The organism is Shewanella sp. ZOR0012 (assembly GCF_000798835.1).
Taxonomy (GTDB): Bacteria; Pseudomonadota; Gammaproteobacteria; order Enterobacterales; family Shewanellaceae; genus Shewanella; species Shewanella xiamenensis.
Genome location: NZ_JTLE01000094.1, coordinates 992,883 through 1,006,699 on the forward strand (window position 1 = coordinate 992,883; position 13,817 = coordinate 1,006,699).

Annotated in this window: 9 protein-coding genes; 4 read left to right on the forward strand and 5 right to left on the reverse strand. The window is 47.0% G+C overall.

The window, feature by feature from the left end; all coding sequences use genetic code 11:
- Positions 1-102: 102 nt before the first annotated feature.
- The 3 genes from L976_RS06070 to cysK all read right to left on the reverse strand — a co-directional run bounded on the left by L976_RS06070 (position 103) and on the right by cysK (position 3,483).
- Positions 103-1,098, reverse strand: coding sequence for a TDT family transporter (locus tag L976_RS06070; RefSeq protein ID WP_037419806.1), 996 nt, complete (start codon positions 1,096-1,098; stop codon positions 103-105).
- 119 nt (positions 1,099-1,217) lie between these two features.
- A complete protein-coding gene (locus tag L976_RS06075; RefSeq protein ID WP_047535188.1) occupies positions 1,218-2,294 on the reverse strand; it encodes a methyltransferase in 1,077 nt (358 codons plus the stop codon).
- Between the two features lie 220 nt (positions 2,295-2,514).
- Positions 2,515-3,483, reverse strand: coding sequence for a cysteine synthase A (cysK, locus tag L976_RS06080; protein WP_037419818.1), 969 nt, complete (start codon positions 3,481-3,483; stop codon positions 2,515-2,517).
- 246 nt (positions 3,484-3,729) lie between these two features.
- Between cysK and L976_RS06085 the strand changes: the two genes are divergently transcribed.
- The 3 genes from L976_RS06085 (at position 3,730) to L976_RS06095 (ending at position 6,760) form a co-directional block, all read left to right on the forward strand.
- Entirely contained in the window at positions 3,730-5,022 is a 1,293-nt protein-coding gene (locus tag L976_RS06085) for an RDD family protein (RefSeq protein ID WP_037419821.1), read from the forward strand.
- Positions 5,019-6,140, forward strand: a complete 1,122-nt coding sequence (locus L976_RS06090; RefSeq protein ID WP_047535191.1) for a beta-ketoacyl-ACP synthase III — start codon at positions 5,019-5,021, stop codon at positions 6,138-6,140. The genes L976_RS06085 and L976_RS06090 overlap by 4 nt, the downstream gene beginning before the upstream one ends.
- A gap of 170 nt (positions 6,141-6,310) precedes the next feature.
- Positions 6,311-6,760, forward strand: a complete 450-nt coding sequence (locus L976_RS06095) for a hypothetical protein (protein WP_047535194.1) — start codon at positions 6,311-6,313, stop codon at positions 6,758-6,760.
- A 59-nt stretch (positions 6,761-6,819) separates the two neighbouring features.
- Here the strand turns inward: L976_RS06095 and L976_RS06100 are convergent, their stop codons facing one another.
- Entirely contained in the window at positions 6,820-9,180 is a 2,361-nt protein-coding gene (locus L976_RS06100; RefSeq protein WP_052183970.1) for a carbohydrate binding family 9 domain-containing protein, read from the reverse strand.
- A 186-nt stretch (positions 9,181-9,366) separates the two neighbouring features.
- A complete protein-coding gene (cysZ, locus tag L976_RS06105; protein WP_037426752.1) occupies positions 9,367-10,146 on the reverse strand; it encodes a sulfate transporter CysZ in 780 nt (259 codons plus the stop codon).
- Positions 10,147-10,387: 241 nt separating this feature from the next.
- Here cysZ and smc point away from each other — a divergent pair, with 241 nt between their 5' ends.
- Complete coding sequence (smc, locus tag L976_RS06110; RefSeq protein WP_047535208.1) at positions 10,388-13,816, forward strand: chromosome segregation protein SMC; 3,429 nt, start codon at positions 10,388-10,390, stop codon at positions 13,814-13,816.
- Position 13,817: the final 1 nt, after the last annotated feature.

Below are 13,817 nucleotides of genomic sequence, written 5' to 3' on the forward strand. Positions count from 1 at the left end.
AGTGAATATAAATTCACTCCTTATTTTATTCTGTATGTTGTGTTATTAAATTTTTATTTAGTACGTTAAGTAGCCAAATACACTTACCGTATTTTATGCCTATTACTTAAGTTCAACTATAGTTGTGTCAATATTGGCCATTGGGTTGGGTAGATAATGAGTCAAATACCGAAGAGCGACGTAGGCAACGACGACAGTGGCGACACCGAGTTCAAAATCTGCCAACAACCTTACCCATTGAGTGAGATCGGTCATTTGACTAAATTGCTCAAGCCAGTGAGCGGTTTTAAAGAGTGCAGTAGCACCGATCACCATGGGGAAAGTAAAGGCTGCATAACCAGGGCTAAAGGGCAATTTAAGTAAATGGAAAAAAGCAAGGTAGATAACCGCTGTCATCAAAATAGCAATACTTGCCAATAAGGCGACTAAGGCGATTGATGGTTGCTCACAAACCGTTAAATAGCCTGCAAGTGATAAACTTGCGGGAGCAGCAAGGATGGCAATAGTGGGCTTAGCTGCGTCAGGAATCGCTTGACAAAAGATCAAGCGATAGAGCATCAGTGGCAGCATGACTAAATAGGCGATCATACCGAAGGCTAAAATGGTGTTAACTAACCAAGGTTCACCATTGCTGGGGAAAGACACAGCAGCCACTATGATGCCAATGGGTGGCACAAACCAGCTAGGCACCATATGTTCGAGTTTGAAGTCGATAGCACGATAGTAGATAAAGGCGCCTAAAAATACGATATGAATCGCAATGGCGGCTAACCAAAGGGCTAATCCCGCATGGGGAAAATAGTGACCGAGCAGGTTAGACACTACCATTAATGCCATGGCAAAAGTCGGTATTACGCTGCCGACGACGGGATGGCTAAGTTCATTTTTGAGCACTGTAGGATGCAGCAAAAACTTACCGGCTAGCATTAGTAACAGTGCTGAGGCAATAATTGCACCGATTAATTGACCCCAGCCATTCAGTGAAGGCATTACACTTTCCCAAGTCCACCCTAAGCTTGCGATTGCGAGTGCGAGTCCGCCCATAGGGCTAGGTAATTTTGCGGCCTGTGCGGTCCAACGTTTACGCTTTGAAGTCATATTACTTACCTCTCAACACTGACATTAATTCGATATATCTATTTGTTAATGTCAGTGTATGACTAAGGTGTAAATAAATAAAATTGATTAATTTTACTCATTGATTCAGTTTTTATTAACTAACAAGGTTTTCGTTTACAACGAAGCAAAGTATGCCCAAGCCCAATATTGTCAGTATCCTCATCGACATATAAACCTGCTTGATGCAGCAAGGCCATCAAGTCCTTAGAGTGGTACATTCGACTATTGCCATTGGCCATTGCGGTGAAGTACAAGCTCGTGGCGTTAACACAATAGGCCGAGGCGGCAGAAGGCTGTCTATCCCAGAAGGTTTCGACAATAAACAACTGACTATTGGCTGTCATCGCATTTGCGGTGCGTTGCAAAATGCTTAAGATTTGCGCCTTAGAGAAGCAGTCAAGAAACTGACTCATCCAATAGGTATCTGCACCTTCAATAAAAGGGCGCGATTCATCGAGTAAGTCGGTGGCAAAGGTATGGACTCTATCGGTAACGCCATGTTTTGCAGCATTTTCTTTGGCAATGGCTAATTGCCCTGGAAAGTCCATCAGGGTCACTTCAACCTTAGGATCGAATTTGCAGCAGCGTAGAGCCCACTTTCCGGTGTTACCACCAATATCGACTAAGTGTTTTGGACTATGGGCAAAGACTAAGGGTAAAAGCTGCGGAAAAGCATGATCAGAATAATAATGATCAAATGCAAACCAACTCTCTTTTGCGGCGTGAGGCAGATCTTTCAATGCGGGGTAGATAGTTTGCCAGTCACCAAATACACTCAGCCCCGCGGGTTTACCAGTGAGTAGCGCCTTATCCAGCGTAAACAATCCCTGATAACATACGTCCTGCACAAAGTTGAGGTTGATTGCTGCCATATCATCATGCAGTAAAAAATGACCTGTTTTATCGAGGACATAGGCGTCTTCGTTAAGCCATACCAGCCCCATGCTTAGTCCCATATCCAATAACACCCCAAGGGAGTATTCACTCAACAGGTTCGTTTGGGCTAATTTCGCTAAGGTCACCCCTTGCTCACCAGCCTTATCAATAGTGGCTAGCACTTCAAATTTGAGTAGACAATGCGCGACCTGAAAACTCACGGGTCCAAAGGCAATTTTCTGTGCCTCAAACTTAGCATCAAAGGCGCTTAACACTTTTGGGTTTTGGTAGAAAGACATAAAAGACTGACGTTAATCTTGGAGAGGGCTATTTATAGCGGACTGAATTGTTAAAGCTAGCATTGCACGGAAAAACTATGAACTGTGTCCAATTTCACCAACAAATCAGGCTCTTGATAGAAACAATATTCGTTCGAAAGAGATATGCATGGCAAGAATTAACTGGCAGGCATAAAAATACCCAGACGGAGCTGGGTATCTTTATCAACAAGCGATGAGATTACTGAATATTTTCTTCGTCGCCAAATTGGCCTTGGAACAATACTGATGATAAGTAACGCTCGGCAGCCGAAGGCAGGATAACCACAATGTTTTTATCCGCAAACTCAGGCAGGGCAGCGATACGGTTAGCAGCAACCACTGCAGCGCCTGAAGAAATACCGACTAAAATGCCTTCTTCTTGCATCAAGCGACGGGCCATGTCGATAGCTTCATCGTTAGTGACGGTTTCAACGCGATCGATTAACTCAAGATCTAAGTTACCTGGAATAAAACCAGCGCCAATACCTTGAATTTTGTGTGGACCAGGTTGTACGGGTAATCCCGCTAAGGTTTGGGTAATAACCGGTGAATCTGCGGGTTCTACCGCGACAGATGTAATGGTTTTGCCTGCAACTTTCTTCAGGTAACGGCTCACGCCAGTGATAGTACCACCAGTACCTACACCCGCAACAAACACATCCACAGCACCATCGGTATCGTTCCAAATCTCTGGACCTGTGGTTTTTTCATGGATTTCTGGGTTAGCAGGGTTATTAAACTGCTGCAGCATAATGTATTTTTCAGGCGCTGATTGACGGATTTCCTCCGCTTTATCAATCGCACCTTTCATGCCTTTTGCGCCTTCAGTCAGCACAAGATTTGCGCCTAAAGCTTTAAGCAGCTTACGACGCTCTAGGCTCATAGTGTTTGGCATCGTTAACGTCAGCTTGTAACCACGGGCGGCGGCTACATAAGCTAAGGCAATCCCGGTGTTACCTGAGGTAGGCTCAATCAGTTCATGATCTTTGGTGAGCAGGCCTTTTTTCTCGGCATCCCAAATCATATTGGCACCGATACGGCATTTGACACTGAAACTTGGATTACGTGCTTCGACTTTTGCGAGCACTTTACCTTGGCTTACGCGGTTTAAACGCACTAACGGGGTGTTGCCAATAGTATATGAATTGTCTTCGAAAATTTTGCTCATGGATTGCTTGCTCCTATGTTTGCACTATTGAATCATAATCGCCTGTGGCGTATTTAGAAGTGATTGTTTGTTCTTCTTTATTCGATTAAGTTATTAAAGACGTCGCTGTTATTCGTAAAGCCAGATTGGTCGTGGGTTTAACTGTGTTAACCTCTTGCTAACATCAATAAAAATTGCAATAGAACGAGAACAGTCATTTGATGTTTTGGTGATAAAAGCGCTAATCGGAATCGGATTTCAACCATTATGAAGCAACAACAAACAGATGTGGGCAAAGATCCTAGAACTATGGTCACCCCTAAGGCATTTACTATTGCCGAATCGGTACTTTATACCCCGTTAGCAACACCATTTAAGCGGGCGCTAGCGATATTAATCGACGGTTTATTTATCACTATTTTAGCCGAGCAAATGGATTGGCTGTTTGTTCTGCTGGTGGTGGGGATTATTTATATCGAAAAACGTAGCCGGCAGTTTGGCCGCTTTCTCAAATGGGGCCTCTATGCCGCCATGCTAGGGTTAATGCTCTTTAGCTCGGCGGGGAATTTGTGGGATTTGCATCAATCGAATCAATCGACTCGCGAAAAGGTCTCCGCGCCCCAGGATATTCAGGCTGTTGTTAAGGCGATTCCTGGCCTTGTCTCCCTCGGACTCTGTGAAAATACGGATTGTGCCCGTGAACAAATCCGTTCTTTGCAACAGACGCTCGAAACTCAGACGCTGGAAAATGTACCCATTGAGGGCATGTCGGCAGCTGAGCGCCGCGATATGGTATTAGATACTTTAGCTAGCACGGATTTATCCGAGGCTGATAAAACGCAGTTACGTGATGAAATCATGGCGGGCACTCTATGGCCCGAGGTGAAAGTGTTTGAAGTCACTCTCGATTCAGCCACGGATTCAACAACACCATCACAATCACCAAAGCCAAGTCATTTGCTTGATGACAAGCTTGAACGTAGGGCGAACCCAGTGTCTGAACCACAAGCCGATGGATTAGCTAACGCGCATACCGATAAACAAGCCGCAGATGAAGATCTTAATTCCGTGCGTCAAGCGGAAAGTAACAACACCGAAAACGCCGATGAGGAGGAAAGTGATACCCGCAGTGTGCTGGCGTGGATTAAAGGCTTTATGAGCGATATGGGCTTAGGGTTTGGTTGGGCAGCATTTTACTTTACCGTGTTTACCGCCAAATTTGATGGTCAGACCTTAGGTAAAAAACTATTAGGTATTCGCGTTATTCAACTTGATGGCGCTAAAATCAGCCTCTGGACCGCTTTTGGCCGTTATGGTGGCTATGCGGCGGGCTTTACGACAGGCTTACTTGGCTTTATCCAGATTTTTTGGGATGCCAATCGGCAGGGGATCCAAGATAAGATATCTTCCACAGTCGTGATAGACTTAGCGCAAATGCATAAAAAGCAACAATTAGAGCAGCAACAGGCGCAGGCTGAACACGCATTAGCCGCCGTGCCAACACAGAATAATGCGACGTCTGCTCACCTTACAACAAGCACCCGTTCGGAGCACCTATGAAACAGGTCGTTATTTCTGGCAGCGGTTTATTTACGCCGCCACACAGTATTTCAAATGAAGCTTTGGTGGAAAGCTTCAACGCCTATGTCGATATGTTTAACCTTGAAAATGCAGGATTAATTGAGCAGGGCCATGTCGCGCCGCTGTCTTATTCCTCCAGTGAGTTTATCGAGAAAGCCTCGGGCATCAAGCACAGATATGTGATGGTTAAAGACGGTATTCTCGATCCTGAAATCATGATGCCGCTTATCCCTGAGCGCAGCAGTGACGAGTTATCTATGCAGGCCGAAATTGGGGTTGAGGCGGCATTGATGGCACTGAAACAAGCGGACGTGAAGGCCGAGCAAATCGATTTAGTGATCGTTGCCTGTGCTTATACGCAGCGCGCTTATCCGGCAATGGCGATTGAAATCCAGCGAGCACTCGGTACTCGTGGCTATGGATATGATATACAGGTTGCCTGTTCTTCGGCCACCTTTGCCATTGTGGCTGCCGCCAATGCGATTGCGACTGGCTCGGCGTCGCGCGCGTTAGTGATTAATCCCGAAATTTGTTCGGCGCAGGTGAATTACCGTGACCGTGACAGTCACTTTATCTTCGGGGATGTCGCAACCGCTATGGTGCTCGAAGAGCAAAGCCTAGTGGCCGCGAGTAAAGGCTTTAATATTGTTTCAAGCCGTTGTTTTACTGACTACTCGAACAATATTCGCAGTAATTTTGGCTTTCTCAATCGCTGCGATCCAAGTTCGGCGCATCAGGCGGATAAGCTATTCCACCAACAGGGGCGCAAAGTCTTTAAAGAACTGTTGCCGATGATTTATCAGCATTTAGATGAGCATCTGGCCGAGCAATCCCTCACGCCGCAGTCCTTTAAGCGTTTGTGGTTGCATCAAGCCAACATCAATATGAACCTGTTTGTGGTGAAAAAACTGCTAGGGGATGAGGTGACGCCCGATCAGGCACCCGTGGTGCTCGATGAGTATGCCAATACCGCTTCCGCTGGCTCTGTGATTGCTTTCCATAAATATTCCGCTGACTTTAATGCGGGCGATTTAGGGCTATTAAGCTCTTTTGGTGCGGGTTACTCCATCGGTAGCGTGATCCTGCAAAAACGCTAAATCGACAAAAGCCCCATTGCCAGCAATGGGGCTTTTGCTTTTATATCAGCACATTGGTTAAACGGCTTGATGTCGTACCTTAACCGAAAATGCTTTTAATTAGACAAGGCAGTTAACAGCCTTAAAAACAGTTTTTTAAAGCCTCAGTTGCAATACGAGAACCTGTCACCATGACGCTTCTTTACCCTGATTCGGATATTCCGTTCCATCCCAATCCTGGCTGGTTTCTTGGCGCCTTTAATTGTTATGACCGCGAGGAAACGCTCGGGGAAATACTCAATCGCTACGATCCTTTAGATCCCGTGCAGCTGCAAGCGCTGTACGATGCTTATGTGTTTGATGAGTTTGGTGAACAGTTGGGATTTACCTCTGCCCACAGGGCTGCAATGGCGACAAATCTAATCGCTGCGCTGAGCGAGACAAACCATGATTTCGCCATTTATTTAGCGATTGATGAGAGTGAGGAGGAATGGTGTTTCCCTTCTGAGTGGGTATTCCCGCGGCCACGTTATCCCTTTGAGCAGGCGTATCTTGCGCTGCTGCAGCATTTTGGAGTGGAGCTCACCGCAATGGGGATTGCGCTTCCTAGCCCAAGCTTATTGGGTATCCATGAGTCTTAGCTAGAATTCTGATTTAAGCCCACAAGCCTTGTTGTGGGCTTTATGCTAAACCTTTCTGCCTAGAGCAACCAGGCGTAGCTTAGCTTCATAAAATAGGTCTTCTCGTCCCGAGTGAGCCGCGTGAGTTCATCATCCGAGGTTAAACTGTCGGAATAGCCCAAATAGAACACACTCTGAGGATTGAGTTTGTAGCCGTAGAGGATTTCATTGCCTAAATGTGCTGCTTGGCTATCGGGATTGGAATACAGATAGAGCGCAAGATTACGTTCAATTTGGGTATAAATGCTCGATAGGCGAATAAAGCTGTGCAAACTCAACTGCCAATGAAGGCGCATATCCGTGAGGTTTGCGGTAAATAATCGGTCCTGCTCGATTTCCATTTGTTGGTACTGGTGAGAAATTTCTACCGATAAACCGTTGGCAATTTTCCAATTGAATATCGGATTGATTAAGGTGTTGGTGCCTAATCTATCATTAAGAAAATCAATCTCATCGCCGTAATGGATCTCCAGCTCAAGGCTGAGGGCTGAAATCGGCGTAATGGCTCCGTAAAGCCAGCCTTGAGTTTCCTCATATTGATTGCTGTTACCTATTACGGCGAGTTGCGCTGTATTATGGCGTGGTCCGACCCGCTCACGGGTTTCTACCCCAAAGGACAATTCACTTTGTAGTGCGCCATACATTTCCCAAAAGATCTCAAATTCTTGCTCGAGTAGCTCTCCCGCTTGATTGTGGGTGATATCCCAGTCACCACCAAATTTTATCTTGTTAAACACCACTTGCGGATACCAAATTAAGCCACCGCCAGCCATAAAGGTGCGATAGTCAATTTTCTCTACAAAGCCCAAATCGGCACGAAAATTAGGGGAAACATCGTGATATTCGCTGTAGGCAAACCAATCGCGGGCATTGTGTTCATAGGTCAGTTGATACAAGGCGCCACTAAAATCCTCATCTGATTGGCTACGTAATACTTGTTCATTCACTTGGCATAGGCCAAATTCACAGTTTAAGGGCGTTTGACCGCAGAGTAGCCCTTCTGTGAGTTCTCCCTCCACATTGCCACAAAATTGTTGGTACAGGGCTGTGGGGTAACGTGTCTGGGAATGGGCGACCTGAGCGGTCAATATATCTTGCTCAGTAGGCTGGTATTTGGTATCTAAACTTATGACATAATTGTGGTAATCATTATTATCATCGGTTTGTACAGCAAATTCAGTCAGTTGATTGTCGGCACTGCTCTTTGCCGTGATAAGACCCCCAAAGGAAAAGGTTTTATCCATATCGAAGCGGTAACGCGCAGCCAGATTGAGGCTTTCCTCTGCTAATGAGGTGACCTCTGAACTTAAATTACCCGGCATTAAAAAGGTGGCTTGGCTGTCATTGGCGGCCAGCAGTGCCCAGGTGTGTTGCTCGGTTTGGCTGGTGAGTTTGAGTCCGTAATCCGGTGATACGATATTGCGGGTATGTAGCAGATTCACTTGGGTATCGAAGTAGTCTTTATTATCGAGGAAGAAGGGGCGTTTTTCGTCGTAAAACAATGCGAAAGTACTGTTAATATCGAGCTGACCCGCATCGGATTCGACTTGAGAGAAATCGGGGTTAATGGTTGCATTCAACAAGGTGCGGGCATTCATTCCCCAGCGTAAATCAAACCCAGGTTCATAGTCCGTATCTGTTTGCCAACCATGTGCAGTTTTATGTTCATTGCGAGTTGCTACAAAAGCGGGAGTAATTTGCAGATCTTGCCCTTGCTTGGCTGAAGCTAAACCTGTGGCGACACCGAGCTGACAGAGCTGGCAACTGATGTTGCGGTCAATTTTATGGGTGGAGAGACGATGGTTTTCATTACGTGGATAGTAGCGAATAAGCTCAAATCCCCAGTCTTGAATGGGCTTTTTATCGTCAAAGTTGAATAGCCGTAATGGCAGTTCGACTTCCACCTGATAGCCATCGGCGGTGATTTTACCGGCGGTTTTCCAAATGCCATCCCACGCTTCGCTCTCTTCGCCCGTGAGTTCATTCTCTATCGAGTCTAGTTGCACGCCCAGCGGGTTGATAAAAAACTGATAGGCCAAGCGTGCGTTATTGAGGGTATCGAGTTTGATCCCCACCAGATCATCACCCCAGAGATTATCCCTGTCCTTGAGAGTGGCACGAATGCGTTGAGGCTGACTGTCTTTGGCGATAAAGGCCACAAATAGGCTGGTTTGGGTGGCGTAGATTCTGGCCTCGGTATAAACCGGAGCGGCAGTGTTTTCTCCGGGCTGAGTCTCATAGCGCAACTCGGCCAGCGCCGCGTGCTGCCACACTGCCTCATCAAATTCACCATCAATCTCGGCGGTATCCGTTAAGGTTGGAATCGTTAACTGAAATTGGCTAACTGAGCCGGCCTGACTCGGTAAGCTCAGAAACATCATGCTCGATAGCAGAAAGGGGAGAAACGTCTTCAACAACTGGGCCCAAAATAATCCGTAAATTACGCGCAGTGTGCCAGAAGTTTTGAGTTAACAAGAATGAGTAATTGTTACAAGGATTGTATTTAAATTGGATTGAGTTAGAGCCAAAGCGCACTGGATGGCATGCATCCAGTGCGATAAGGAGGATTATTCAGGTGCGACCACAGGATTACGGTAGGCTTCACGGTACTTATCGACCCACATGGCGGTGGCGCCACAAATAGCCACAGGCATCACAATAAAGTTCACCACAGGGATCATCGAAAACAGTGTCACTGTTGCGCCAAAGCTGAAACTGGTGCCGCGGGTTTGATTCAGTGCAAAGCGCATATCCTTGAAGCTCACCTTGTGGTTATCGAAGGGATAGTCGCAGTATTGAATCGCCATCATCCAAGCACTGAATAAAAACCACAGAATAGGCGCCAAGGTTTGCCCGACCATTGGCACTAAAAATAGCAGTAAAAATACCAATGCACGGGGCAGATAGTATTTCAGCTTGATCCATTCACGGCCAAGAATGCGCGGTAAGTCTTTGACTAAGTCCATGCCTGAACCGGTATGCATGGGTTTGCCGGTTAATAGTTGTTCAACCTTTTCGGCCAGTAAGCCATTAAAAGGCGCGGCTAGCCAGTTCATCACTGAGCTAAACACAAAGGCTAGCATCACCAACATAGTGACAACCGCCAGTGGCCAGAGCAGAAAGTTAAGCCAGCTTAAATACTCAGGCAGTTGGGCATTCATCCAAGTAAAGAGCAGATCGAGCTGACCGACTGCCACATAAATTACGGCGGCAAAAAGTAACAGGTTAATCATTAAAGGAATAAATACAAAAGTACGAAGACCTTTACGTGTGATCAAACCAAAGCCATCGAGAAAATAATTCACACCACTTTTAGCCTGTGAGGGCGAGGGAAATTTCTGTGTCATATCGTCATTCCAAGAAAGTTGAGATACAGCCTGAGAGACAGATAAGTACGATTGTGATCAACTCGTCGCGAGATGACAAGCTAAAAGCCGCATGAATTCAATAAAAAGCGTTACAAAATGCAGCTTGCTTTGTTAAAGTTGGCCTCAGAATTCTATGACACGACTCGGGCTAATATTGGCCTGCACCGATATCTGCCATCGCCCTGATGGCTTTTTAAACTGAGACGCGCTAACTGGCACTATGAGATTAAAACAAATAAAACTTGCCGGCTTTAAGTCGTTTGTCGATCCCACCAAAATTCCGTTTTTACAGGCATTAAGCGCCATTATTGGCCCAAATGGCTGCGGTAAATCGAACGTGATTGACGCTGTGCGCTGGGTGCTAGGCGAAAGCTCGGCCAAACATTTGCGCGGCGACTCCATGAGTGACGTGATTTTTAACGGCTCCAGCGCCCGTAAACCTGTGTCTGTGGCAGGCGTTGAACTGGTGTTTGAAAATAAAGAAGGCCGCCTTGCGGGCCAATACGCCAGTTATGAAGAAATCTCGGTAAAACGTCAGGTCAGCCGTGACGGCGAGTCTTGGTATTTTCTCAACGGCCAAAAGTGTCGCCGCAAAGACATCACCGATCTATTTATGGGCACCGGGCTTGGACCGCGCAGCTATGCCATTATCGAACAGGGCACGATTTCACGTTTAATCGAATCTAAACCCCAAGACTTACGTACTTTTATCGAAGAGGCGGCGGGGATTTCTCGCTATAAAGAACGGCGGCGTGAAACGGAAAATCGTATTCGTCACACCCGTGAAAACTTAGAGCGTTTAGGGGATATTCGCAGTGAGTTAGCCAAACAACTGGAAAAGCTCAGTCAGCAGGCAAAAGCCGCAACACAATATCGCGAGCTAAAGCAGGCTGAGCGTAAAACCCATGCTGAATTGCTGGTGATGCGCTACCAAGAGCTGCAAAGCCAGATGGCGAGTTTATCGGAGCAGATTAGCTCGCTCGAGCTGCAACAAGCGGCAGCGCAATCCTTAGCGCAAACGAGTGAGTTAGAAAGCACCGAGCTGCAAGTTACGCTTTCACAGTTAGCCGAGCAAGAGCAGCAGGCGGTCGAAGCCTATTATCTAACGGGTACTGAAATCGCAAAGCTTGAGCAACAGTTGCAGAGCCAAAAGCAGCGCGACGCCCAGCTACATACTCAGCTCGAGCAATTAAGCGAGCAAATCACCCAAAACCAAGCCAAATTAGCCGCTTACCAAGCCAGCTTTCAAGCGCTTGAGGCGGAGCTTAGCCAACTTGCGCCGCAACATGAATTGCAGCAAGAAATGCTCGATGAGCTTCAAGTCCAATGGGAGATGAGTGTTTCGCGCAGTGAGGCGCAGAGTGAAAGCGCCAGAGTGCTGGCGGCGGCAACCGCTCAGCATAAGCTGCAATTAGAATTACACCGCAGCAAACTGGCGCATCAGCAGCAATTAAATGCCCATAAAACCCAGTTACACCAAGAACAACAGCAAGAGTTAGCCTCACTCAATGAGCATGCCCTTGAAGATAACAGCGCATCACTCAATGACGAGATTACCCAGTTAGAGCAAGCATTAGCTGAACAAGTTGAAATTAATCAAGAGTTTGAATCCACTCTGGCTACCGATACTCACGCGTTAGATGTTGCGCGAGGTGAGTTTGAGCAGTTATCGCAGCGTTTAACTTCGATGCGGGCACGCTTCGAACTGGTTGAACAATGGCTGGCAAAACAAGAAGAGTTAAGTGATAAGCCGCAGCTGTGGCAAAGTATTCAAGTGGAAAATGGCTGGGAAGCCGCGGCAGAGCTGGCGCTGCAGGGATTAATGACGCTGCCCGTGGGCGTTGACGCCAATGAGATAGGGTTTTATGCCGATGCAGCCTTGGCGGCGGATGCGCATCTCGATGGTTCTCCCATCTTAGGGGCAAAATTGAACCTTGCCCCTTGGCTTAAGGGACTTAAATGGGCCGATAATCTGGCCAGCGCACAAGCACAAGTGGCGAGCTTGGCGGCCGATGAGCGAATAGTGACCGCTGATGGTTATCTGCTTGGCAAAGGTTTTTTGATTGCCAAACAAGACAATAGCCAATCGTTAGTGCAACTGAGTAAAGAACAAACTCAATTAAGCGAAGCGATTAATGAGTGTGAGCAGGCGCGGGTAATACAGCAGTCAAAGCTCGAGGCGTTGGCGCAGCAATTAACCCAAGTGCGTGACAGCTTAAGCCAAGGTATCAAACGCTTACACCAGTTACAGCTCGATAAAGCCACCAAATCTACGCAGCTTAATAACGCAGAGGCCCAGGCCAAGCAGCGCGAAGTTAAACGGGGACAACTAGCAGAAACCGTTGCGCAAACGCGCAATGAGTTAGCCGAGCTGGCTGAGCAGTTAATGCTGCTTTCGGAACAAGAGGATGAATTGGCGGAGGCGCTAGCGTTAAGCCTTGAGAAACAGCAACAACAAAGTCTTGAAGCCCAAGGGGATTTAGCCCGTCACCAAGCGCTAAAGGCACAAATTAGCGATGCCGAGCGCCGCTTAGCGAGTCTCAATGCCAGTCTACAATCGGTCACCACTCGGATGGCAGTGAGCACAGAACAAATTGAATTACAGCGGGTCCGTGTCAGTGAATTAGTCCACTCACAGGAAACACTGTCAGCCCAGCTTGCCAGTGTTGTCGCACAGCAGGGTGCTCAGCAAACGGCAAAGCTGAGTGAACAACTGGCGCAGCTACTCAATCAGCAACAGAGTCAGCAACAGGCACTTAAAACGCTCAGGGCACAACAAAGTTCGCTCACTGAAACGCTAAACAGTATAGGATTAAAGCAAAAACAAGAGCTTGGTAAGCTTGAGGGCTTGACTCAAAGCCTCAGCACGTTAAAGTTACGTCGTGAGGGATTAAAAGGGCAGGCTGACAGCCAGTTGGCAGCCCTGGCGGAACAGCAAATTGTGCTTGCTCAGGTGATTGATTCGCTGCCTAGCGATGGTCAGCCAAATAAGTGGCAGCGTGATTTGGATCAGATCCGCCAAAAAATTATCCGTTTAGGTGCGATAAACCTCGCGGCGATCGAAGAATTTGAGCAACAAAGTGAGCGAAAATCCTATTTGGATCATCAAGATGAAGATCTCAATAAAGGGCTTGCAACACTAGAAGAAGCCATTCGTAAAATCGATAAGGAGACCCGCACCCGTTTTAAAGCCACATTTGATGCTGTCAACGAGGATTTAGGGCGATTGTTCCCCAAGGTGTTTGGTGGCGGGCGTGCTTACCTTGCGCTAACGGAAGATGATTTATTAGAAACGGGCGTGACCATCATGGCCCAGCCGCCAGGTAAGAAGAACAGCACAATCCATCTTCTTTCCGGTGGTGAAAAAGCCCTAACGGCTTTATCATTGGTATTCGCGATTTTCAGGTTGAATCCAGCTCCCTTCTGTATGTTAGACGAAGTGGATGCGCCCTTAGACGATGCCAACGTAGAACGTTTCTGCCGATTATTGAAGGAGATGTCGCAGAGCGTACAGTTTATCTATATCAGCCATAACAAAATTACGATGGAGATGGCTGATCAACTTATCGGTGTGACTATGCATGAGCCGGGTGTATCCCGTATAGTCGCAGTAGATTTAGAGCAAGCGGTGGCGATGGCCGACGCGTGAT